17 protein-coding genes are annotated in these 21,222 nt (G+C 68.1%); 12 read left to right on the top strand and 5 right to left on the bottom strand.

Annotated features, from left to right (window positions below):
- Positions 1 to 129: 129 nt before the first annotated feature.
- Positions 130 to 3,255 carry an efflux RND transporter permease subunit gene (locus ACN20J_RS15020; RefSeq protein ID WP_361923633.1) on the top strand — a complete coding sequence of 1,042 codons (3,126 nt, stop codon included), beginning with the start codon at positions 130 to 132 and terminating at the stop codon, positions 3,253 to 3,255.
- An 84-nt stretch (positions 3,256 to 3,339) separates the two neighbouring features.
- Here the strand turns inward: ACN20J_RS15020 and nadA are convergent, their stop codons facing one another.
- Complete coding sequence (nadA, locus tag ACN20J_RS15015; protein ID WP_055617204.1) at positions 3,340 to 4,533, bottom strand: quinolinate synthase NadA; 1,194 nt, start codon at positions 4,531 to 4,533, stop codon at positions 3,340 to 3,342.
- Between the two features lie 342 nt (positions 4,534 to 4,875).
- On the opposite strand from nadA, the gene ACN20J_RS15010 reads away from it, so the two are divergent.
- Complete coding sequence (locus tag ACN20J_RS15010) at positions 4,876 to 5,232, top strand: HesB/IscA family protein (protein ID WP_055617203.1); 357 nt, start codon at positions 4,876 to 4,878, stop codon at positions 5,230 to 5,232.
- Positions 5,233 to 5,393: 161 nt separating this feature from the next.
- Here ACN20J_RS15010 and ACN20J_RS15005 read toward each other — a convergent pair whose 3' ends face one another.
- Positions 5,394 to 6,959 (bottom strand): hypothetical protein, encoded by a 1,566-nt coding sequence (locus ACN20J_RS15005; RefSeq protein WP_419666060.1) that lies wholly within the window; start codon positions 6,957 to 6,959, stop codon positions 5,394 to 5,396.
- Positions 6,960 to 7,202: 243 nt separating this feature from the next.
- Entirely contained in the window at positions 7,203 to 7,412 is a 210-nt protein-coding gene (locus ACN20J_RS15000) for a hypothetical protein (RefSeq protein WP_189838323.1), read from the bottom strand.
- A 133-nt stretch (positions 7,413 to 7,545) separates the two neighbouring features.
- Between ACN20J_RS15000 and ACN20J_RS14995 the strand changes: the two genes are divergently transcribed.
- The gene (locus ACN20J_RS14995) at positions 7,546 to 8,520 is read left to right on the top strand and encodes a carbohydrate kinase family protein (protein ID WP_189838324.1); all 975 of its coding nucleotides are present in this window, start codon (positions 7,546 to 7,548) and stop codon (positions 8,518 to 8,520) included.
- A 53-nt stretch (positions 8,521 to 8,573) separates the two neighbouring features.
- On the opposite strand, the gene ACN20J_RS14990 is transcribed toward ACN20J_RS14995, so the two are convergent.
- Complete coding sequence (locus ACN20J_RS14990; protein ID WP_419666059.1) at positions 8,574 to 9,962, bottom strand: cysteine desulfurase/sulfurtransferase TusA family protein; 1,389 nt, start codon at positions 9,960 to 9,962, stop codon at positions 8,574 to 8,576.
- Between the two features lie 425 nt (positions 9,963 to 10,387).
- Here ACN20J_RS14990 and coxB point away from each other — a divergent pair, with 425 nt between their 5' ends.
- The 4 genes from coxB (at position 10,388) to ACN20J_RS14970 (ending at position 14,849) form a co-directional block, all read left to right on the top strand.
- Complete coding sequence (gene coxB, locus ACN20J_RS14985; protein WP_189838326.1) at positions 10,388 to 11,347, top strand: cytochrome c oxidase subunit II; 960 nt, start codon at positions 10,388 to 10,390, stop codon at positions 11,345 to 11,347.
- Positions 11,344 to 13,080, top strand: a complete 1,737-nt coding sequence (gene ctaD / locus ACN20J_RS14980; protein WP_266740594.1) for a cytochrome c oxidase subunit I — start codon at positions 11,344 to 11,346, stop codon at positions 13,078 to 13,080. The genes coxB and ctaD overlap by 4 nt, the downstream gene beginning before the upstream one ends.
- Positions 13,077 to 13,475, top strand: a complete 399-nt coding sequence (locus ACN20J_RS14975) for a cytochrome c oxidase subunit 4 (protein ID WP_189840248.1) — start codon at positions 13,077 to 13,079, stop codon at positions 13,473 to 13,475. The genes ctaD and ACN20J_RS14975 overlap by 4 nt, the downstream gene beginning before the upstream one ends.
- A gap of 129 nt (positions 13,476 to 13,604) precedes the next feature.
- Positions 13,605 to 14,849 carry a L,D-transpeptidase gene (locus ACN20J_RS14970; RefSeq protein WP_361905037.1) on the top strand — a complete coding sequence of 415 codons (1,245 nt, stop codon included), beginning with the start codon at positions 13,605 to 13,607 and terminating at the stop codon, positions 14,847 to 14,849.
- A 25-nt stretch (positions 14,850 to 14,874) separates the two neighbouring features.
- On the opposite strand, the gene ACN20J_RS14965 is transcribed toward ACN20J_RS14970, so the two are convergent.
- Positions 14,875 to 15,276, bottom strand: coding sequence for a hypothetical protein (locus tag ACN20J_RS14965; protein WP_189840250.1), 402 nt, complete (start codon positions 15,274 to 15,276; stop codon positions 14,875 to 14,877).
- 189 nt (positions 15,277 to 15,465) lie between these two features.
- On the opposite strand from ACN20J_RS14965, the gene ACN20J_RS14960 reads away from it, so the two are divergent.
- The 5 genes from ACN20J_RS14960 to trpD all read left to right on the top strand — a co-directional run bounded on the left by ACN20J_RS14960 (position 15,466) and on the right by trpD (position 20,942).
- A complete protein-coding gene (locus ACN20J_RS14960) occupies positions 15,466 to 16,086 on the top strand; it encodes a cytochrome c oxidase subunit 3 (RefSeq protein WP_307525341.1) in 621 nt (206 codons plus the stop codon).
- A 65-nt stretch (positions 16,087 to 16,151) separates the two neighbouring features.
- Positions 16,152 to 16,961, top strand: coding sequence for a c-type cytochrome (locus ACN20J_RS14955; RefSeq protein ID WP_189840251.1), 810 nt, complete (start codon positions 16,152 to 16,154; stop codon positions 16,959 to 16,961).
- Entirely contained in the window at positions 16,958 to 18,025 is a 1,068-nt protein-coding gene (locus ACN20J_RS14950; RefSeq protein ID WP_189840252.1) for a ubiquinol-cytochrome c reductase iron-sulfur subunit, read from the top strand. Before ACN20J_RS14955 ends, ACN20J_RS14950 begins: the two co-directional genes overlap by 4 nt.
- A complete protein-coding gene (locus ACN20J_RS14945; protein ID WP_189840253.1) occupies positions 18,022 to 19,659 on the top strand; it encodes a cytochrome b in 1,638 nt (545 codons plus the stop codon). Before ACN20J_RS14950 ends, ACN20J_RS14945 begins: the two co-directional genes overlap by 4 nt.
- Positions 19,660 to 19,877: 218 nt before the next feature.
- Positions 19,878 to 20,942 (top strand): anthranilate phosphoribosyltransferase, encoded by a 1,065-nt coding sequence (gene trpD, locus ACN20J_RS14940; RefSeq protein ID WP_361905044.1) that lies wholly within the window; start codon positions 19,878 to 19,880, stop codon positions 20,940 to 20,942.
- Positions 20,943 to 21,222: the final 280 nt, after the last annotated feature.

Raw genomic sequence — 21,222 nt, 5'->3', positions numbered from 1 at the left:
GGCATAAGGAAACGGGACCTGGGGGCGAGGGTAGGGCCCTACCCATGGCTCAGAGTGATAGGCGGACGCTCACATGAGCCCATTCTGCCGCTCCAGAGACTCAAGCCACAGAAGAGAGACCCGTCACCCATGTCCTGGCTGTCCCGCTTCAGCCTCGCCCAACGTGCCCTCATCGGGCTCATGTCGATCATCGCCCTGGTCTTCGGGGCGATAGCCATCCCGCAGCTCAAGCAGCAACTGCTGCCCACCATCGAACTGCCCATGGTGTCGGTCATCGCGCCGTACCAGGGCGCGTCCCCCGACGTGGTCGAGAAGCAGGTCGTCGAGCCCATCGAGGACAACCTCGAAGCGGTCGACGGGATCTCCGGCGTCACCTCCACGGCCAGCGAGGGCAACGCCCTGATCATGGCCTCCTTCGACTACGGCAACGACTCCGCCCGGATCGTCGCCGACGTCCAGCAGGCCGTGAACCGCGCCCGTGTGCAGCTCCCTGACGACGTGGACCCGCAGGTCGTCGCCGGTTCCACCGACGACATCCCGACCGTGGTCCTCGCCGTCACCTCCGACAAGGACCAGCAGGCCCTCTCGGACCAGCTCGACCGCACGGTCGTCCCCGCGCTGAAGGACATCGACGGCGTCGGCCAGGTCACCGTCGACGGCGTACAGGACCTTCAGGTCTCGGTCACGCCCGACGACGCGAAGCTCGCGAAGGCCGGGCTGAACACGGCCGCGCTCGGCCAGGCCCTCCAGGCGGGCGGCGCGACCCTCCCGGCCGGTTCCTTCGACGAGGACGGCAGCAACCGTACGGTCCAGGTCGGCGGCGGATTCACCTCGCTCAAGCAGATCCAGGACCTGATGGTCACCGGCGAGGGCGTCAAGAAGCCCGTACGCCTCGGTGACATCGCCACCGTCGAGGAGGAGCCCGCCAGGGCCGACTCCATCACCCGCACCGACGGCAAGCCCAGCCTCGCCGTCTCCGTGACGATGGACCACGACGGCAGTGCGGTCGCGGTCTCCGACGCGGTCCAGGACAAGCTGTCCGGCCTGCGCAAGGACCTCGGTTCCGGCGCCACGCTGACCGTCGTCAGCGACCAGGGCCCGGCCGTCTCCAAGTCCATCAAGGGCCTCACCACCGAAGGCGCGCTCGGTCTGCTCTTCGCGGTCCTGGTCATCCTGGTCTTCCTGGCGTCGATCCGCTCGACGCTGGTCACCGCGGTCTCCATCCCGCTGTCGGTCGTCCTCGCGCTGATCGTGCTGTGGACCCGCAGCGAGTCGCTCAACATCCTCACGCTGGGCGCCCTGACCATCGCCATCGGCCGGGTCGTCGACGACTCGATCGTGGTCCTGGAGAACATCAAGCGGCACCTCGGCTACGGCGAGGAGCGCCAGGAGGCGATCCTCAAGGCCGTACGCGAGGTCGCGGGCGCGGTCACCTCCTCGACGCTCACCACGGTCGCGGTGTTCCTGCCCATCGGTCTGACCGGCGGCATGGTCGGCGAGCTCTTCGGCTCGTTCTCCCTGACCGTCACGGCGGCCCTGCTGGCCTCGCTGATCGTCTCGCTGACGGTCGTACCGGTGCTCTCGTACTGGTTCCTGCGCGCCCCCAAGGACGTGCGCGGCATCGACCCGGAGGAGGCCCGCCGCAAGGCCGAGGAGAAGGAGGCGCGCAGCCGCCTCCAGCGCTTCTACGTTCCTGTCCTGCGCTTCGCGACCCGCCGCCGCCTCACCAGCGTGGCGATCGCGGTGGCGGTCCTCGTCGGTACGTTCGGCATGGCGCCCCTGCTGAAGACGAACTTCTTCGACCAGGGCGAGCAGGAAGTCATCACGGTCAAGCAGGAGTTGAAGCCCGGCACCAGCCTGGCGGCGACCGACGCCGAGGCCAAGAAGGTCGAGAAGATGCTCGACGGCGTCAAGGGCGTCGAGGACTACCAGGTCACGGTCGGTTCCTCCGGCTTCATGGCCGCGTTCGGCGGGGGCACGGACACCAACCAGGCCTCCTACACCGTCAAGGTCGCCGACTCGGCCTCCTTCGACGACGTCCAGGACGGTATCGAGGAGGGGCTCGGCAAGCTCTCCGGGATCGGTACGACGACGGTCGCGGCCGGTGACGGCTTCGGCAGCCAGGACCTGAGCGTCGTGGTGAAGTCGGCCGACGCAGGCGTACTGCGCGAGGCCGCGGAAGAGGTCCGGGACGCGGTCGCCGGGCTCGACGACGTCACCGACGTCACCAGCGACCTGGCCCAGTCCGTGCCGCGGATCTCGGTCAAGGCCAACGACAAGGCCGCCGCGGCCGGATTCAACGACACGACCCTCGGCGCGGCCGTCGCCCAGGCGGTGCGCGGCACCACCAGCGGCAAGGCGATCCTGGACGACACCGAGCGCGACGTCGTCATCAAGTCGGCGAAGCCGGCCGAGACGCTGTCCGAGCTGAGGAGCCTCAGCCTCGGGGCCGTGAAGCTCGGTGACATCGCGACGGTGAAGCTGGTCGACGGGCCCGTCTCGATGACCCGTATCGACGGTCAGCGCGCCGCCACCATCTCGGCGAAGCCGACCGGTGACAACACGGGCGCGGTCAGCGCCGACCTCACGGCCAAGCTCGACAAGCTGAAGCTGCCGGCCGGTGCCACGGCCTCCATCGGCGGTGTGTCCGAGGACCAGGACGACGCGTTCGCGTCCCTCGGCCTGGCGATGCTCGCGGCGATCGCGCTCGTCTTCATGCTGCTGGTCGCGACCTTCCGGTCGCTCATCCAGCCGCTGATCCTGCTCGTCTCGATCCCGTTCGCGGCGACGGGCGCGATCGGCCTGCTGGTCATCACCGGTACGCCGATGGGTGTGCCGTCGATGATCGGCATGCTGATGCTCATCGGCATCGTCGTGACCAACGCGATCGTGCTGATCGACCTGATCAACCAGTACCGCAAGCAGGGCTACGGGGTTGTCGAGGCCGTGGTGGAAGGCGGCCGGCACCGGCTCCGCCCGATCCTCATGACGGCCCTGGCGACCATCTTCGCCCTGCTGCCCATGGCGCTCGGCATCACCGGTGAGGGCGGCTTCATCGCCCAGCCGCTGGCGGTGGTGGTGATCGGCGGTCTGATCACGTCGACGCTGCTCACGCTGCTCCTGGTGCCGACGCTCTACGCGATGGTCGAACTCCGCAAGGAGCGCCGCGCGAAGAAGAAGGCGGCGAAGCGGGAGAAGAAGGCCGAGGCCTCCGACTCCTCCGACTCGGGTGACCCGGAGCCCGTGGGGGTGTAGGTGGGGGCTCCGCCCCCGAACCCCCGTTGCGCAGTTCCCCGCGCCCCTGGAAAGGGGCGCGGGGAACTGCGCAATCTTTTTGCCCTACGGCAGCGCCAGCATCCGCTCAAGCGCCAGCTTGGCGAACTGCTCGGTCTCCCGGTCCACCTCGATGCGGTTGACGAGGTTGCCCTCGGCCAGGGACTCCAGGGTCCAGACCAGGTGGGGAAGGTCGATGCGGTTCATGGTCGAGCAGAAGCAGACCGTCTTGTCGAGGAAGACGACCTCCTTGTCCTCGCTCGCGAAACGGTTCGCCAGCCGCCGTACGAGGTTCAACTCGGTGCCGATCGCCCACTTGGAACCGGCCGGAGCCGCCTCCAGGGCCTTGATGATGTATTCCGTGGAACCCACGTAGTCGGCCGCCTCGACGACCTCGTGCTTGCACTCGGGGTGCACCAGGACGTTCACACCGGGGATCCGGGCGCGCACGTCGTTGACCGAGTCGACCGAGAAACGGCCGTGCACCGAGCAGTGGCCCCGCCACAGGATCATCTTGGCGTCGCGGAGCTGCTCGGCCGTGAGCCCGCCGTTCGGCTTGTGCGGGTTGTAGAGGACGCAGTCCTCCAGCGTCATCCCCATGTCCCGGACGGCGGTGTTGCGCCCCAGGTGCTGGTCGGGCAGGAAGAGGACCTTCTCGCCCTGCTCGAAGGCCCACTCCAGGGCGCGCTGGGCGTTGGAGGAGGTGCAGATCGTGCCGCCGTGCTTGCCGGTGAACGCCTTGATGTCCGCGGAGGAGTTCATGTACGAGACGGGCACGACCTGCTCGGCTATCCCGGCGTCGGTCAGCACGTCCCAGCACTCGGCGACCTGCTCGGCGGTGGCCATGTCGGCCATCGAGCAGCCGGCGGCCAGGTCGGGCAGGACGACCTTCTGGTCGTCGGAGGTCAGGATGTCCGCAGACTCGGCCATGAAGTGCACACCGCAGAACACGATGTACTCGGCCTCGGGGCGCGCGGCGGCGTCCCGGGCCAGCTTGAAGGAGTCCCCCGTGACATCCGCGAACTGGATGACCTCGTCGCGCTGGTAGTGGTGGCCGAGGACGAAGACCTTGCTCCCGAGCTTCTCCTTGGCCGCGCGGGCGCGCTCGACCAGGTCCGGGTCGGACGGCGAGGGCAGGTCACCGGGGCATTCGACGCCGCGCTCGCTCCTCGGGTCGGCCTCACGGCCGAGGAGCAGCAGGGCGAGGGGCGTCGGCTGTACGTCGAGCTCCTGGGTCTGGGCGGTGGTCACGACACGCACCCTTTCTGTTCTGCGGCCCGCTTGGATCGACCGGCTGGGACGATCAAGCAGAACAAGCCTTTTCGTCGAAATGACGCTATCTATCATAACCGCTTCACGTCACTTTGACGATGCCCATAGCGTCCATGTGACGTGAATCCCGTGGGGTGGTATGCGGGGTGGTCGTGGCGTGGTCGGCGAGGTGTGGGCGGTGGTTGTCCACAGGCCGTTTTCCGCTTCGGGGCGGGTGTGCGAGCATGAAGAGAGAAGCCAAAGACTTAACGCTCGGCGCGGAATGAATCCGCGGCTCCGCCGGTTGCAACCGTCGGCAAGCAGTCTCCGTACAACCCGGGAGAGAAGCAGATGTCCGTATCGGACGAGACCACCACCGTGAGCGACGGCATCCTCCTGTCGGACGCCGCCGCGGCCAAGGTCCAGGGCCTGCTGGAGCAGGAAGGCCGCGACGACCTGGCGCTGCGTGTCGCCGTTCAGCCCGGCGGCTGCTCCGGCCTGCGGTACCAGCTCTTCTTCGACGAGCGCTCCCTCGACGGCGATGTCGTCAAGGAGTTCGGCAGCGTGAAGGTCGTCACCGACCGCATGAGCGCTCCGTACCTGGGCGGCGCCTCCATCGACTTCGTGGACACCATCGAGAAGCAGGGCTTCACGATCGACAACCCGAACGCGACGGGTTCCTGCGCCTGCGGCGACTCGTTCAGCTAAGCCTGCTGCTTGCGTTTGACGGATGACGGCCGGGTCCGTCGTCCCGGACGACACCGAAAGGCGGCGCCCCCTCCAACAGGGCGCCGCCTTTGGTGTACCAGCGGGTTCTCGCGTACCGGCGGGTGCGCGTCCTCCGCGTACCGGTGGCCGGGTGTCCCCGACTACCGGGCTCCGGTCGGGTTCGGCAGGTCCTTCTCCAACGGCAGGGCCTTGCCGTCCGTGTCGACGACCTTCCGCTCCCCGAGCGACTCCTTGAGCTCGACCTTCTCGTGGAAGACCTTGGCGATCAGGATGCAGACCTGGTCCGTCTTCAGCGTCTCGGTCACCCGGACCGTCACCTTGCCGCCGGACTCCTGCGCCGAGGCCTTGTAGTCACTGCACACCCCGCCCGTGAAGCGCACGGTCAGTTCCTTGCCGTCCGCGCTGTAGCCCTCGACCCGGACATCCCGGGTCTCGGTCTTCGGCGCCCCCGTCGTCCCGCCGCCCGGCTCGCTCGGCCGCGGGCTCGGAGCCACCGTCGGGTCGTCGCTCGGGGTGCCGCCCGGAGGCTTCGGAGCGGTCAGATACCGCGGGTCGACCGCGGGATGCGTGACCGTGAAGGCGGCGCCCGCCCCCGAGGGCCTTACCTCGAAGAGCCAGGACGGCACCAGCGCCTGCCGCCCGTCCACGAAGTGCGTGGCCAGACCGAACACGGCGTCCTCGACGACGACCGTCTCGGGCTTCGGCGCCACCGTCGACGTCTCGCAGGGCTGCTCGTCCTTGTCCTTCAGCGGTACGGGACTCGCGCACCCGCCGATCCCCACGCGCCCGCCGCCCGTCCCGGACCCGTTCAGCAGGGCGAGCGTCTTCTCGGCACTGATGACGGGGTACGTGTCGCTCTTCACCGGGGTCTTCAACTGGCCGCTGCCGCCCACGACTTGACCGTCCGGGCCGATCTGCAGGCCGGTCGACCAGCCGTACGTCGGCAGTCCGCCCACCTTCGGATCCGCGTTCACCACGCGTACGGCGTCCATGAGCTGGCTCGCGTCGAGCTTGGCGTCGTCCTGCCCGGCGGCCTTGAGGACGGGCGCGGCGGCCTTCTTCGCGGCTTCCACGCTCACCGGGTCGGTCTCGGCACCCTTGGCGTCGGTCCCGGTGCCCTTGGCCGTCCCGCTCGCGCACACGGTGGTGCTCTTGCAGTTGTCGGTGCCGGGCACGAAGCGGTTGAACGTCCAGGTGCCGGGTGCCTTCTTGTTCACCCGCAGACCCGGACCGGAACCGTCCTTCGTGGCGCCGACCAGCCAGGCGTCGCCCTCGGCCTTCGGGGTGCCCTCCACGCCCAGGGCCTTGGCCAGCTTCGCCACCTCGGCCGCGGTGACCTCGCCCTTGGCGCGGTGGACGGCCGCGGAGGAGGGGCCGTCGGGGAGTTCGCCCTCGGCCCGGTAGGTCGCGCCGTTCGGGTCGGGCTCGCCGGGCGCGATCCCGTTCGTGCCGTCCGTGCCCTTCGAGCCGCTCTCGGTGTAGCCGTCCAGGGCGAGCGGCGGCGGATTGCCGTCGTCGCCCGGCGTACCGGAGCTGTCCTTGCTTCCACCGCCGCTGGACGCGGTCGTGGCGAAGTACGCCCCGCCGCCCCCGGCGAGCAGCACGGCGGCCGCGACCGAGGCGACGACCACCGGCGAATGCCGCCTGCGTGGCTTGTCCTCGTCGGCGGCCTTCGCCGCGTCGTTGTCGGGTCGCTCGCTGTCCACCGCATCGCTCCTTCTGCCGCACCGCTGTCCCATGAGACCCGCCCCTGACCGGGTCAGGACACAGCAGGGTCGTATCCTGCCTCCCCTTTACGGGGGACAGCGATGGGACGCGACGGGGGAGCGCACGGTTCCCTAATTGGCGCCGCTCACCTTCTGTCTTTCAGGGGCGCGGGGAACGGCGCGGCCGGCCACAGCCGACCCGCACCTTCCATCCGACCGTCCGCGGAGCGTTGGGCGGAGCGATCAGTCACCGTAGTCAGACATCGCATCCAGCATCCGCGCGGAAGCCGACGGCACCGTCACACCATGAATCAGTGACGGCGACACCGGAAGCACCGTGACCCTGGCGGGAGCCGACCAGTGCGGGACCATGCGCGCGCAGTCACCCCGCAACTCGGCCAGACCGCCGTCGAGATCGAGCGGACCATCGCCATGGATCTTGAGGTTCGTCATAGCGGAACCGTAAGCACCGCATGCCCTACGAAAAAAGCCCTACTATTGGGTAGTTTTGCCTGCTTCGAAGCCGCGGCGTCGACCCGATAGCGTTAGATGTCAATCTCCCTCCTCGCAGGAGCGTGTCCTAGCCGTGCGTATCGCAGTCTCGGGCTCCATCGCCACAGACCACCTCATGACCTTCCCCGGCCGCTTCGCCGACCAGCTGGTCGCGGATCAGCTGCACACGGTCTCCCTCTCCTTCCTGGTCGACAATCTCGACGTACGCCGGGGCGGCGTGGGTGCGAACATCGCCTTCGGTATGGGCCAGCTCGGCACCTCGCCGATCCTGGTCGGGGCGGCGGGCTCCGACTTCGACGAGTACCGCGCCTGGCTGGACCGGCACGGCGTCGACACCGCGTCCGTACGGATCTCCGAGGTGCTGCACACCGCGCGCTTCGTCTGCACCACGGACGCCGACCACAACCAGATCGGCTCCTTCTACACCGGTGCCATGAGCGAGGCCCGCCTCATCGAGCTCAAGGCCGTCGCCGACCGCGTGGGCGGACTCGACCTGGTCCTGATCGGCGCGGACGACCCCGAGGGGATGCTCCGGCACACCGAGGAGTGCCGGACCCGCTCGATCCCCTTCGCCGCCGACTTCTCCCAGCAGATCGCGCGCATGAACGGCGACGAGATCCGGCTGCTGCTCGACGGAGCGACCTACCTCTTCTCGAACGAGTACGAGAAGGGGCTCATCGAGTCCAAGACCGGCTGGAGCGACGCGGAGATCCTCTCCAAGGTCGGCCACCGGGTGACGACCCTCGGCGCGCGCGGCGTGCGGATCGAGGGGGTTGGGGCGGACACGATCGAGGTCGGTGTGCCCGAGGAGACGGCGAAGGTCGACCCCACCGGGGTCGGGGACGCCTTCCGGGCCGGGTTCCTGTCGGGGCTGGCCTGGGGGGTCTCGCACGAGCGGGCCGCGCAGGTCGGGTGCATGCTCGCGACGCTCGTCATCGAGACCAAGGGCACGCAGGAGTACCAGCTGCGGCGGTCGCACTTCCTGGACCGGTTCACCAAGGCGTACGGGCATGACGCCGCGACGGAGGTCCAAGGGCACCTGGCCTAGTGCCGGTGCCCTGTCGTGGGGCGCGTACGGCTGCGGCCCCGCGCCCCTGAGGCCTACGGCGCCTTGCGGCGGACCACGTAAGCCGTTCCGCCCTCGGTCGGCTCCTCTCCCACGTACTCCTGGTTTCGCATCTCGCACCAGGCCGGGATGTCCAGGCGGGCCGCCTCGTCGTCGGAGAGGACGCGGACCGTGCCGCCGATGGGGACGTCGGTGATCACCTTGGCGAGTTCGATCACCGGGATCGGGCAGCGCTTGCCGAGGGCGTCCACGACGAGGGAGTCGTCCCGGACGACGGTCACGGCGGGGGCGCCCGCCGGAGCGCCCAGCTTCTCGCGCACCGCCGCGACCGTGCGGGGCAGGACGTCCAGGAAGCGGTCCACGTCCTCCGCCGGAGTACCGAGGGGGAGGGACACCCGGACGTTGCCCTCGCTCAGCACGCCCATGGCCCTCAGGACATGGCTCGGCGTCAGCGTGCTGCTCGTACAGGACGACCCGGACGAGACCGAGAAGCCCTCGCGGTCCAGCTCGTGCAGCAGTGTCTCTCCGTCGACATAGAGACAGGAGAAGGTGAGGAGATGGGGGAGCCGGCGCACCGGGTCGCCCACCACCTCGACGTCCGGGACCAGTTCCGGCACCCGCGCACGGATCCGGTCCGTCAGCTCCCGCAGCCGGGCCGACTCGGCGGCGGCCTCCGCGCGTACGGCCCGCAGTGAGGCCGCCGCGGCGACGATCCCGGGGATGTTCTCGAAGCCGGGAGCCCGCCCCGACTCCCGTTCGTCGGCCGGGCCTTGAGGGGCGTACCGCACCCCCTTGCGTACGACGAGCAGCCCGACGCCCGCGGGGCCGCCCCACTTGTGGGCGCTGCCCGTCAGCAGCGACCAGCCGCCCTCGACCCGTCCCCAGGCCAGCGACTGGGCCGCGTCCACCAGAAGGGGTACGCCCGCCGCGCGGCACGCCTCGGCGACGGCGGCCACTGGCTGTTCCGTACCCACCTCGTGGTTGGCGGACTGGAGACAGGCGAGCGCGGTGTCGGGGCGCAGGGCCTCGGCGTACACGTCCGGGGAGACCGCACCCGTGCGCAGAACGGGCACTTCGGACACCGTGCCGCCCTGGGTCCGGTGTGTCTCGGCCGAATGGAGCACCGAAGAATGTTCGACCGCGGACACGATCAGGTGGCGTCCGACGCGGTGGCGTCCCGCGAGCGTGCCGGCGACCGCGGTGTGCACCGCCCGGGTGCCTGAGGTGGTGAACACCAGCTCGTCCGGGCGGCAGCCGACCGCCTCCGCGGCGGCCTCGCGGGCGGCGTCCAGGAGGAGCCGGGCGCGCCTGCCCTCCCGGTAGAGGCGGGCCGGGTCCGCCCAGCCCTCGTCCAGGGAGGCCTGCAGGGCCTGGCGGGCGACGGGGTGGAGGGGGGCGGAGGATGCGGCGTCGAAGTAGGACACGGGGTCACGCTATGCGGTGTGGTGGGGGACGGATGCGTTGGGCTTGATCGTCGGGTGCGGGCCGGCCGGGGCTGGCCGCGCAGTTCCCCGCGCCCCTAAAGAGATAAAAGCCAGGGGCGCAGCCCCGCTTTTAGGGGCGCGGGGAACTGCGCGGGCAACCACAGGCGGCCCGCACCCGATGACGAACCGCACCACCCGCTCACAGCCGCCCCGCGACGGGCCGTCACATACGGCCCGGAGCCCCGCATTCCACCCCTTCGGGGTGAGCCGCGGCGCGTTGGGGACCCTCCCCGCGCGACCCCAAAAAGCGTCCAGTAGGGTTTGGTCCGCATAAACATCCAAACCCCTGCCCGACGCAGGGCGGCGACCGACCAGCGAGAAGGCCGCAGCCAACAGCGCGGGCGAGACTCTCGGGAAGGCGCTACGTGAGTCCCTACGGCTCCGACCGCTCGCCGCGGCGCCCGATGCGGCGGAAGCTGCTGCAGGCACTGACTGCGGGCCTGGTCCTGGCGACCGCCACCGGTTGCACATACAAGGACTTTCCCCGTCTTGGTATGCCCACCCCGACCACGGAAGAGGCTCCGCGGATCCTCTCCCTGTGGCAGGGCTCGTGGGCTGCAGCGCTCGTCACGGGCGTGCTGGTCTGGGGCCTGATCCTGTGGAGTGCGTTCTTCCACCGGCGCAGCCGCACCAAGGTCGAAGTTCCTCCGCAGACCCGGTACAACATGCCCATCGAGGCGCTGTACACGGTGGTCCCGCTCATCATCGTCTCGGTGCTGTTCTACTTCACGGCCCGCGACGAGACGAAGCTCCTCAGCCTCGACAAGAAGCCCGACGTGACGGTCAACGTCGTCGGCTTCCAGTGGAGCTGGGGCTTCAACTACATCGAGAACGTCGACGGCTCGACCGGTGACGCGGCGACCGACAAGAACCTCGATGCGATTCCGAACAGGTTCAAGAAGCAGTTCCCGGCGAACGCCGGCGGCGTCTACGACGTCGGCACGCCTGCCACGAAGAACCCGCAGAACGGCAACCCCGGTCCGACCCTCTGGCTCCCCAAGGGCAAGACGGTCCGCTTCATCCTCACTTCGCGTGACGTCATCCACTCCTTCTGGGTGGTGCCGTTCCTCATGAAGCAGGACGTCATCCCGGGCCACACCAACTCCTTCCAGGTGACTCCCAACAAGGAGGGCACCTTCATGGGCAAGTGCGCCGAGCTCTGCGGCGTCGACCACTCCCGGATGCTCTTCAACGTGAAGGTCGTCTCTCCCGAGCGCTACGAGGCCCACCTCAAGGAGCTCGCCGAGAAGGGTCAGACCGGTTACGTCCCGGCCGGTATCGAGCAGACGGACCACGAGAAGAACCGGGAGACGAACAACCTGTGAGCATCCTCAATGAACCTCAGGGTGCTGCCGCGGCCGAAGACTCGTACGAGAACGAGCTACCGGTACGGCGCAAGCAGCCCGGCAACGTTGTGATCAAGTGGCTCACCACCACTGACCACAAGACGATCGGTACGTTGTACCTGGTCACCTCGTTCGCGTTCTTCTGCATCGGCGGCGTGATGGCGCTGTTCATGCGCGCCGAACTGGCCCGTCCCGGCACGCAGATCATGTCGAACGAGCAGTTCAACCAGGCGTTCACGATGCACGGCACGATCATGCTGCTGATGTTCGCGACGCCGCTGTTCGCGGGCTTCACCAACTGGATCATGCCGCTGCAGATCGGCGCGCCCGACGTGGCGTTCCCCCGGCTGAACATGTTCGCCTACTGGCTGTACCTGTTCGGCTCGCTGATCGCGGTCGGCGGGTTCCTCACCCCGCAGGGCGCGGCCGACTTCGGCTGGTTCGCCTACAGCCCGCTCTCCGACGCGGTCCGTTCGCCGGGCATCGGCGCCGACATGTGGATCATGGGTCTGGCGTTCTCCGGCTTCGGCACCATCCTGGGCGCGGTCAACTTCATCACCACCATCATCTGCATGCGCGCCCCGGGCATGACGATGTTCCGCATGCCGATCTTCGTGTGGAACGTGCTGCTCACCGCGGTCCTCGTGCTGCTCGCCTTCCCCGTCCTCGCCGCCGCGCTGTTCGCGCTGGAGGCGGATCGGAAATTCGGCGCACACATCTTCGATGCCGCAAATGGTGGGGCCCTGTTGTGGCAGCACCTGTTCTGGTTCTTCGGGCATCCAGAGGTGTACATCATCGCGCTGCCGTTCTTCGGCATCATCAGCGAGGTCATCCCGGTCTTCTCCCGCAAGCCGATGTTCGGCTACATGGGCCTGATCGGCGCCACCATCGCCATCGCCGGCCTGTCGGTGACGGTGTGGGCGCACCACATGTACGTCACCGGCGGTGTGCTCCTGCCGTTCTTCTCCTTCATGACGTTCCTCATCGCCGTCCCAACGGGTGTGAAGTTCTTCAACTGGATCGGCACGATGTGGAAGGGGTCCCTGAGTTTCGAGACCCCGATGCTGTGGGCGACGGGCTTCCTGATCACCTTCACCTTCGGTGGTCTGACCGGTGTCATCCTGGCCTCGCCGCCGATGGACTTCCACGTCTCCGACTCCTACTTCGTGGTGGCGCACTTCCACTACGTCGTCTTCGGCACGGTGGTGTTCGCGATGTTCTCCGGCTTCCACTTCTGGTGGCCGAAGTTCACCGGCAAGATGCTCGACGAACGCCTCGGCAAGATCACCTTCTGGACGCTGTTCATCGGCTTCCACGGCACCTTCCTCGTCCAGCACTGGCTGGGTGCCGAGGGCATGCCCCGTCGTTACGCGGACTATCTCGCGGCCGACGGCTTCACCGCCCTGAACACGATCTCGACGATCAGCTCGTTCGTGCTCGGCCTGTCGATCCTTCCCTTCATGTACAACGTCTGGAAGACGGCCAAGTACGGCAAGAAGGTCGAGGTCGACGACCCGTGGGGTTACGGCCGTTCGCTGGAGTGGGCCACGTCCTGCCCGCCGCCGCGGCACAACTTCCTCACGCTGCCGCGGATCCGTTCCGAATCCCCGGCCTTCGACCTGCACCACCCGGAGATCGCCGCTCTCGACCAGCTCGAGAACGCCGGTCACGGTGAGAAGGCCCTCGCTGGTGGCAAGGAGGCCGGCAAGTGAAGGTCCAAGGCAAGATGTTCCTCTGGCTGGCCGTCTTCGTGCTGGTCATGGCCATCGTCTACGGCGTGTGGTCCAAGGAGCCCGCCGGCACCACGGCGCTCTTCATGGGCTTCGGTCTGAGCGTGATGATCGGCTACTACCTGGCCTTCACGGCCCGGCGTGTCGACGTGGGCGCCCAGGACAACAAGGAGGCCGACGTCGCCGACGACGCCGGTGAGGTCGGTTTCTTCAGCCCGCACAGCTGGCAGCCGCTCTCCCTCGGCATCGGTGGCGCGCTCGCCTTCATGGGCGTGATCTTCGGCTGGTGGCTGCTCTACTTCTCGGCCCCGATCATCATGATCGGCCTGTGGGGCTGGGTCTTCGAGTACTACCGCGGAGAAAGCCAGAACCAGTAGCACGCGCAGAGCACAGGAAGCCCGGACACTCCGTCAGGAGGTCCGGGCTTCCCTCTTTTGCCACACCGCTCGTCCCTCGCACGGCCCACTCGACGCGCCGGGTCCGGCCCCGCTTCCTAGCGTGAGGTCATGAGCCACACACCGCGATACCGCACAGCCGTCAGCACGGCACTCATAGTCGCCCTCGGCGCCGGGGTCACGGCCTGCGGCTCCGACGGTCACCCGCTGTCGGCCAAGCCCTACGACGCCGCCGACGACATCTCCTTCAGCATCCCCGTCGACGACGGCAAGAAGGCCGACCCGGACAAGCCCCTGGAGATCACCGCCGAGGACTCCGACGGCCGCATCACCGACGTGACCGCCACGGACGCCGCAGGACGGTATGTGGCGGGCGAACTCTCGGCCGACGGGTCCCGCTGGCACAGCACCTCCCCGCTGGCCGCCGGCGTCCACTACAGGGTCCGTGTGAGCACCGAGGACGAGGACGGCGCTCCCGGCCGCAAGGTCGTCGACTTCGACACCGGAACCCCCATCACGAAGCGGCTGGACGTGACGTTCGGGCCCGACAAGGGCACGTACGGCGTCGGTCAGCCCGTCACCGCCGAGCTCAGCCTCCCGGTCAAGGACAAGGCCGCCCGCGCCGTCGTGGAGCGCTCACTGAAGGTCGACTCCCGGCCCGCCGCGGAGGGCGCCTGGCACTGGGTGGACGACAAGAAGCTGCACTACCGCCCCAAGGAGTACTGGCCCGCCCAGGCCACCATCAGTGCCCGCAGCAACCTGTCCGGGATAAAGGTCGCCGAGCGTCTCTGGGGCGGCAAGGCCAAGCCCCTGACCCTGACCACGGGCGACCGCGTGGAGGCCGTCACGGACGCCTCGGCGCACTCCATGACGGTCTACCGGAACGGCGAGGCGATCAAGTCGATACCCGTCACCACCGGCAAGCCGGGCTACGACACCCGCAACGGCGTCAAGGTCGTACTGGGCAAGGAAGGCACCGTCCGCATGACGAGCGCCAGCATCGGCTCCTCGGACTTCTACGACCTGATCGTCCACAACTCGGTCAGACTCACCAACAGCGGCGAGTACGTCCACGCCGCCCCCTGGTCCACGGGCTCCCAGGGCTACGCCAACGTCAGCCACGGCTGCACCGGTATGAGCTCCGCCAACGCCCAGTGGTTCTACGAGAACATCCGCGCCGGCGACATCGTCCAGGTCGTCAACTCGTCCGGCGACATGATGGCCCCGTTCGGCAACGGCTTCGGCGACTGGAACCTCACCTGGAAGAAGTGGCGCACAGGCAGCGCCCTGGTGGCCGACACCCCGGAGGGCCCCGGCCCGGAGGCCCGCCTGAGGCTGCGCCCGGAGTCGGTCTGATGGCCCCGACAGGGGCGCGCGGCGATCAGGCGCTCAAAGCCCGCTTACTGCGAAGCAACCCCGCCAGGGAAGAGGCGAACTCCACCGGATCCACCGGCAGGGTCACCGCGGCGTCGGCCCGGCTCCACGTGGCCAGCCACGCGTCCTGAGGCCGCCCGATCAGCAACAGCACCGGCGGACAGTTGAAGATCTCGTCCTTGATCTGACGGCAGATCCCCATCCCGCCCGCGGGAACGGCCTCGCCGTCGAGCACGCACACGTCGATGCCACCGCGGTCCAGCTCCTTGATGACGGCGGCAGGCGTGGCGCACTCGATGAACTCGACCTGAGGAACGTCCGCGGCCGGCCTCCGGCCGGTGGCGAGCCGCACCTGCTCACGGGTGTTGGAGTCGTCGCTGTAGACCAGCACCGTTGCGGTCGGCTGCATTCTTCCTCCGGGACGTCAGCGTCGTAGAGACAGATACGGACAGGGTCCGATAGCGCGGATGCTACTCCCTTGAACACATGGTCAACAGCGGTTCGGACAGGGCTTCGATGGGCCATATGGGCTGGACACGACCCACAGACACTCCGAACGGCACCCCCGGGAGTGAGGGCGAGATAAGCGACCGACATAATGTCGGTCGTGGCGACAGCAACGACAGTAGAAACCGGGCACGCGCACCCGTCGGTCAATCGGCCGAACCTCACCAGCGTCGGAACCATCATCTGGCTGAGTTCCGAGCTGATGTTCTTCGCGGCCCTCTTCGCGATGTACTTCACCCTGCGATCGGTGACCGGGCCGACTCACTGGAAGGAGATGGCGGAACATCTCAACTTCCCGTTCTCGGCTACGAACACCACGATCCTGGTGCTCTCCTCCCTCACCTGCCAGCTCGGCGTGTTCGCCGCCGAGCGCGGGGACGTGAAGAAGCTCCGGATGTGGTTCATCGTCACCTTCATCATGGGTGCGATCTTCATCGGCGGTCAGGTCCTCGAGTACACCGAACTGGTCAAGGAGGCGGGCCTCTCGCTCTCCTCCGACCCGTACGGCTCGGTGTTCTACCTGACCACCGGCTTCCACGGCCTGCACGTGACGGGTGGTCTCATCGCCTTCCTGCTGGTCCTCGGGCGCACCTATGCAGCCCGCAGGTTCACGCACGAGCAGGCGACCGCCGCCATCGTCGTGTCCTACTACTGGCACTTCGTCGATGTCGTCTGGATCGGCCTCTTCGCCACGATCTACATGATCAAGTAGCCGGGCCCGTTCCCGAGCACATTCCAGAAGCATCGACGCAGAAGATCCTGACACCGGGGTAATCCGTGAAAAAGCTCTCCGCACGACGACGCCATCCGCTGGCGGCGCTCGTCGTCCTACTCCTCGCGCTGGCATGCACCGGGGGGCTGTATACCGCGTTCGCGCCCGCGGACGAGGCGCAGGCCGGTACAACCGCCCAGTCCCTAGCCATCGACGAGGGCAAGAAGCTCTACGCCGTCGGCTGCGCCAGCTGCCACGGCACCGGCGGTCAGGGCACCACTGACGGTCCGAGTCTCGTCGGCGTGGGCGCCGCGGCCGTCGACTTCCAGGTCGGCACCGGCCGTATGCCGGCCCAGCAGCCCGGCGCGCAGGTACCGAAGAAGAAGGTCATCTACTCGCAGGCCGAGATCGACCAGCTCGCGGCGTTCGTCGCCTCGCTGGGTGCCGGTCCGACAGTGCCCACCGAGGCGCAGTACAACCCCGAGGGCGCGGACATCGCCAAGGGCGGTGAGCTCTTCCGTACCAACTGCGCCCAGTGCCACAACTTCACCGGCAAGGGCGGCGCGCTGACCAACGGCAAGTACGCCCCGACGCTGGAGGATGTCGACCCGAAGCACATCTACGAGGCCATGCAGACAGGCCCGCAGAACATGCCGTCCTTCCCCGACACCACGCTGACGGAGAAGAACAAGCAGGACATCATCGCGTACCTCGACGCGGTCAACAGCAACGACTCGGAGAGCCCCGGTGGTCTGGAGCTGGGCGGCCTCGGGCCGGTCAGTGAAGGCCTCTTCGGTTGGGTCTTCGGTCTCGGCGGTCTGATCGCCGTCGCCGTGTGGGTCGCCGCCCGGACCGCAAAGGCCAAGAAGTCATGAGTAGCCAAGAGACCCCAGAAGAGAACCTGCCCGCCGAGCGGGCCGACGACGAGCACGCGCACGGCGCCGTGAGTGTCGCGGACGAGAAACACCCGTTCGCGGACCCCGGTCTGCCGCCGCACGAGCACCGGATCCAGGACATCGACGAGCGGGCCGCCAAGCGCTCCGAGCGCACGGTCGCCCTGCTGTTCACGCTGTCGATGCTGGCCACGGTCGGTTTCATCGCGGCGTTCGTGACGATTCCCGCCGACAAGATCGTCTACATCTTCCCGCTCGGTCACATCAGCGGACTGAACTTCGCCCTGGGCATGACGCTCGGTCTGGCGCTGTTCTGCATCGGCGCGGGCGCGGTCCACTGGGCCCGCACCCTGATGTCCGACGAGGAGATGACCGACGAGCGCCACGCCATCGCGGCGGAGCCCGAGGTCAAGGCCAAGGTTCTGGCCGACTTCAAGCAGGGCGCCAAGGAGTCCGCGCTCGGCCGCCGCAAGCTGATCCGCAACACGATGTTCGGCGCGCTGACGCTGTTCCCGCTGTCCGGCATCGTCCTGCTGCGCGACCTCGGTCCGCTGCCGGAGGACAAGCTGCGGCACACGCTGTGGCGCAAGGGACTGCTGCTCGTCAACATGAACACGAACGAGCCGCTGCGTCCCTCCGACGTCGCCGTGGGCTCGCTCACCTTCGCCAAGCCCGAGGGCCTGGAGGAGCACGACCACGAGTTCCAGACCGAGATCGCCAAGGCGGCCCTGATGATCGTCCGGCTGCAGCCGGACGACATCAAGGACAAGCGTGAGCTCGAGTGGTCCCACGAGGGCATCGTGGCGTACTCGAAGATCTGCACCCACGTCGGTTGCCCGATCTCCCTGTACGAGCAGCAGACGCACCACGTCCTCTGCCCGTGCCACCAGTCCACCTTCGACCTCGCCGACGGTGCCCGAGTGATCTTCGGCCCGGCCGGTCACGCCCTGCCGCAGCTGCAGATCGGTGTGAACGACGAGGGTTACCTCGAGGCGCTCAGCGACTTCGAAGAGCCCGTCGGTCCTGCATTCTGGGAGCGCGGATGAGCACTACGACCACCACCGACTCGCGCTCGCGCGAGAAGGCGCCGGCCGGCGAGAAGATCGCCGACTGGGCCGACGGCCGGCTGGGGATCTACTCCCTGGCCAAGGCCAACATGCGCAAGATCTTCCCGGACCACTGGTCCTTCATGCTCGGCGAGATCTGCCTCTACAGCTTCATCATCATCATCCTCACGGGTGTGTATCTGACGCTGTTCTTCCACCCCTCGATGAACGAGATCGAGTACCACGGAAGCTACGTCCCGCTGCAGGGGCAGCTGATGTCGGAGGCCTTCGCCTCCACGCTGGACATCAGCTTCGACGTCCGCGGCGGTCTGCTCATCCGGCAGATCCACCACTGGGCGGCCATCGTCTTCCTGGCCGGCATGTTCGTGCACATGATGCGCGTGTTCTTCACCGGCGCGTTCCGCAAGCCGCGTGAGATCAACTGGATGTTCGGCTTCCTGCTGTTCGTCCTCGGCATGTTCACCGGATTCACCGGCTACTCGCTCCCGGACGACCTGCTCTCCGGCACCGGCGTCCGCTTCACCCAGGGCGCGATCCTCGCCACGCCGATCGTCGGAACGTACATCTCGATGTTCCTGTTCGGCGGGGAGTTCCCGGGCGGCGACTTCGTCTCGCGGTTCTACTCGATCCACATCCTGCTGCTGCCCGGCATCATGCTGGGGCTCGTGGTCGGCCACCTGATCCTGGTCTTCTACCACAAGCACACGCAGTTCGCGGGTCCCGGAAAGACCAACAAGAACGTCGTCGGCATGCCGCTGCTGCCGGTCTACATGGCCAAGGCCGGAGGCTTCTTCTTCCTGGTCTTCGGGTTCATCGCCATGCTGGCCGCGGTCGCGTCCATCAACCCGATCTGGGTGCTGGGACCGTACCGGCCGGACCAGGTGTCCACGGGCGCCCAGCCGGACTGGTACATGGGCTTCGCCGAGGGTCTGATCCGCGCGATGCCCGGCTGGGAGATCAACTTCTGGGGTCACACGCTCGTCCTGGGTGTGTTCATCCCACTGGTGCTCTTCGGTCTCTTCCTCGGCATCCTCGCGCTCTACCCGTTCATCGAGTCCTGGATCACCGGGGACAAGAGCGAGCACCACATCCTGGACCGGCCGCGCAACGCGCCGACCCGCACCGCGTTCGGTGTCGCCTGGGTGACCGCGTACATGATCATGCTGATCGGCGGTGGCAACGACATCGTCGCGACCCACTTCCATCTGTCGATCAACTCGGTGACCTGGTTCGTCCGGGTCGGGTTCTTCGTCGGACCGGTCCTCGCGTTCGTCGTCACCAAGCGGATCTGTCTCGGCCTCCAGCGCCGCGACAAGGACAAGGTGCTGCACGGCCGCGAGTCGGGCATCATCAAGCGCCTGCCGCACGGTGAGTTCATCGAGGTCCACGAGCCCCTCAGCCAGGAGGCTCTGCACACCCTCACGGCGCACGAGCAGTACGAGCCGGCCGCGATCGGCCCCGCGGTCGACGAGAACGGTGTCGAGCGCAAGGTGAAGGGCCCGCAGAAGCTGCGCGCCAAGCTCAGCAACGCGTACTTCGGCGAGGACAACCAGATCCCGAAGCCCACCGCCGAGGAGTACAAGGAGATCACGAGCGGCCACGGCCACCACTGATCTTCGACCTGTTCGCCACGGCAGGAGCCCCGTCCATTGCCCGGACGGGGCTCTTTGCCGTCCCCGGGGCTGGATAGGGTGGACCTGTTCCGTACGAGCCATGAGTACACGAGCCACGAGCCATGAGATATGGGCAAGACCCGTATCTCATGTCCCACGTTCCACATCCCACATTCCACAGGCGTCCCTATCGCGGACGAACAACCCAGGAGCGGCATATGAGCGCTGTGACCCCCGCTGGAGGCGACACCGCGGCGGTCCGTTCCTGGCCCGCCCTGCTGAACGGCCTGCTGGACGGACACGACCTGAGCGCCGCCGACACCGCCTGGGCGATGGACCTGATCATGCGGGGCGAGGCGACCGACGCGCAGATCGCCGGGTTCGTGGTGGCGCTGCGGGCCAAGGGCGAGACCGTCGAGGAGATCGTCGGGTTCGTTCAGGCGATGTACGAGCACGCGAACGTGATCGAGGTGCCGGGGGAGACCGTCGACATCGTCGGTACGGGCGGCGACGGGGCGAAGACCGTCAACATCTCCACCATGTCGGCGATCGTCATCGCCGGTACGGGCGCCAAGGTCGTCAAGCACGGCAACCGGGCGGCCTCCTCGGCGTCCGGGGCGTCCGACGTACTGGAGAAGCTCGGGGTCAACCTGGAGCTGCCGACGCACCGGGTGGCCCAGGTCGCCGAGACGGCCGGGATCACCTTCTGCTTCGCGGCGAAGTTCCATCCCGCGATGCGCTACGCGGGTGCCGCGCGTGGGCAGTTGGGGATCCGTACGGTCTTCAACGCGCTCGGTCCGCTGACCAACCCGGCGAAGGTGAAGTCGCAGGCCGTCGGGTGTGCCGATCCCCGGATGGCGCCGATCATGGCCGGGGTGTTCGCCGAGCGCGGCAACTCTTCGCTCGTCTTCCGCGGCGACGACGGGCTGGACGAGCTGACGACGACGGCCACGTCACGTGTGTGGGTCGTGCGGGACGGCAAGGTGCGCGAGGAGTCGTTCGATCCGCGTGACGTGGGGATCGAGCTGGTGCCCGTGGAGGCGTTGCGGGGGGCCGACGCCTCGTACAACGCGGATGTGGCCCGGCGGCTGCTGAACGGGGAGACCGGGCCTGTGCGGGACGCTGTGCTGCTGAACTCTGCGGCTGCGCTGGTGGCCCTTTCGCCGGGGGACGGGCCGCTCGCGGACCAGCTCCGGGCGGGGATGGCGAAGGCCGCGGACGCGATCGACTCCGGGGCGGCGAAGGCCACGCTGGAGCGGTGGGTGGCGGCGACCAACGCGTAGGCGCCGGCTGCGGGCCGGTAGGGCGTTTCTCGCCCCCGCCGCCCCTACCCAGTCCCGTCCCCTGGGGCTTCGCCCCAGACCCCGTGGGGTGGGTTGTCGGGTGGAGGTCGGCTGTTGCTGGCCGCGCAGTTCCCCGCGCCCCTGAAGACCTAGGGGCGCGGGGAACTGCGCAGTCTTTGGGGGTTCGGGGGCGGAGCCCCTGAGTCAGGGACGGGAATGGGTAGGGGCGGCGGGGGCGAAAAAGGCCCCGTCGCTCCCCGGGCGTCCCGGTATGCGGACG

The sequence above is a fragment of the Streptomyces sp. 2-1 genome, from assembly GCF_048564895.1.
GTDB classification, from domain to species: domain Bacteria; phylum Actinomycetota; class Actinomycetes; order Streptomycetales; family Streptomycetaceae; genus Streptomyces; species Streptomyces phaeochromogenes.
This window is presented reverse-complemented; position numbering and strand designations above follow the sequence as displayed.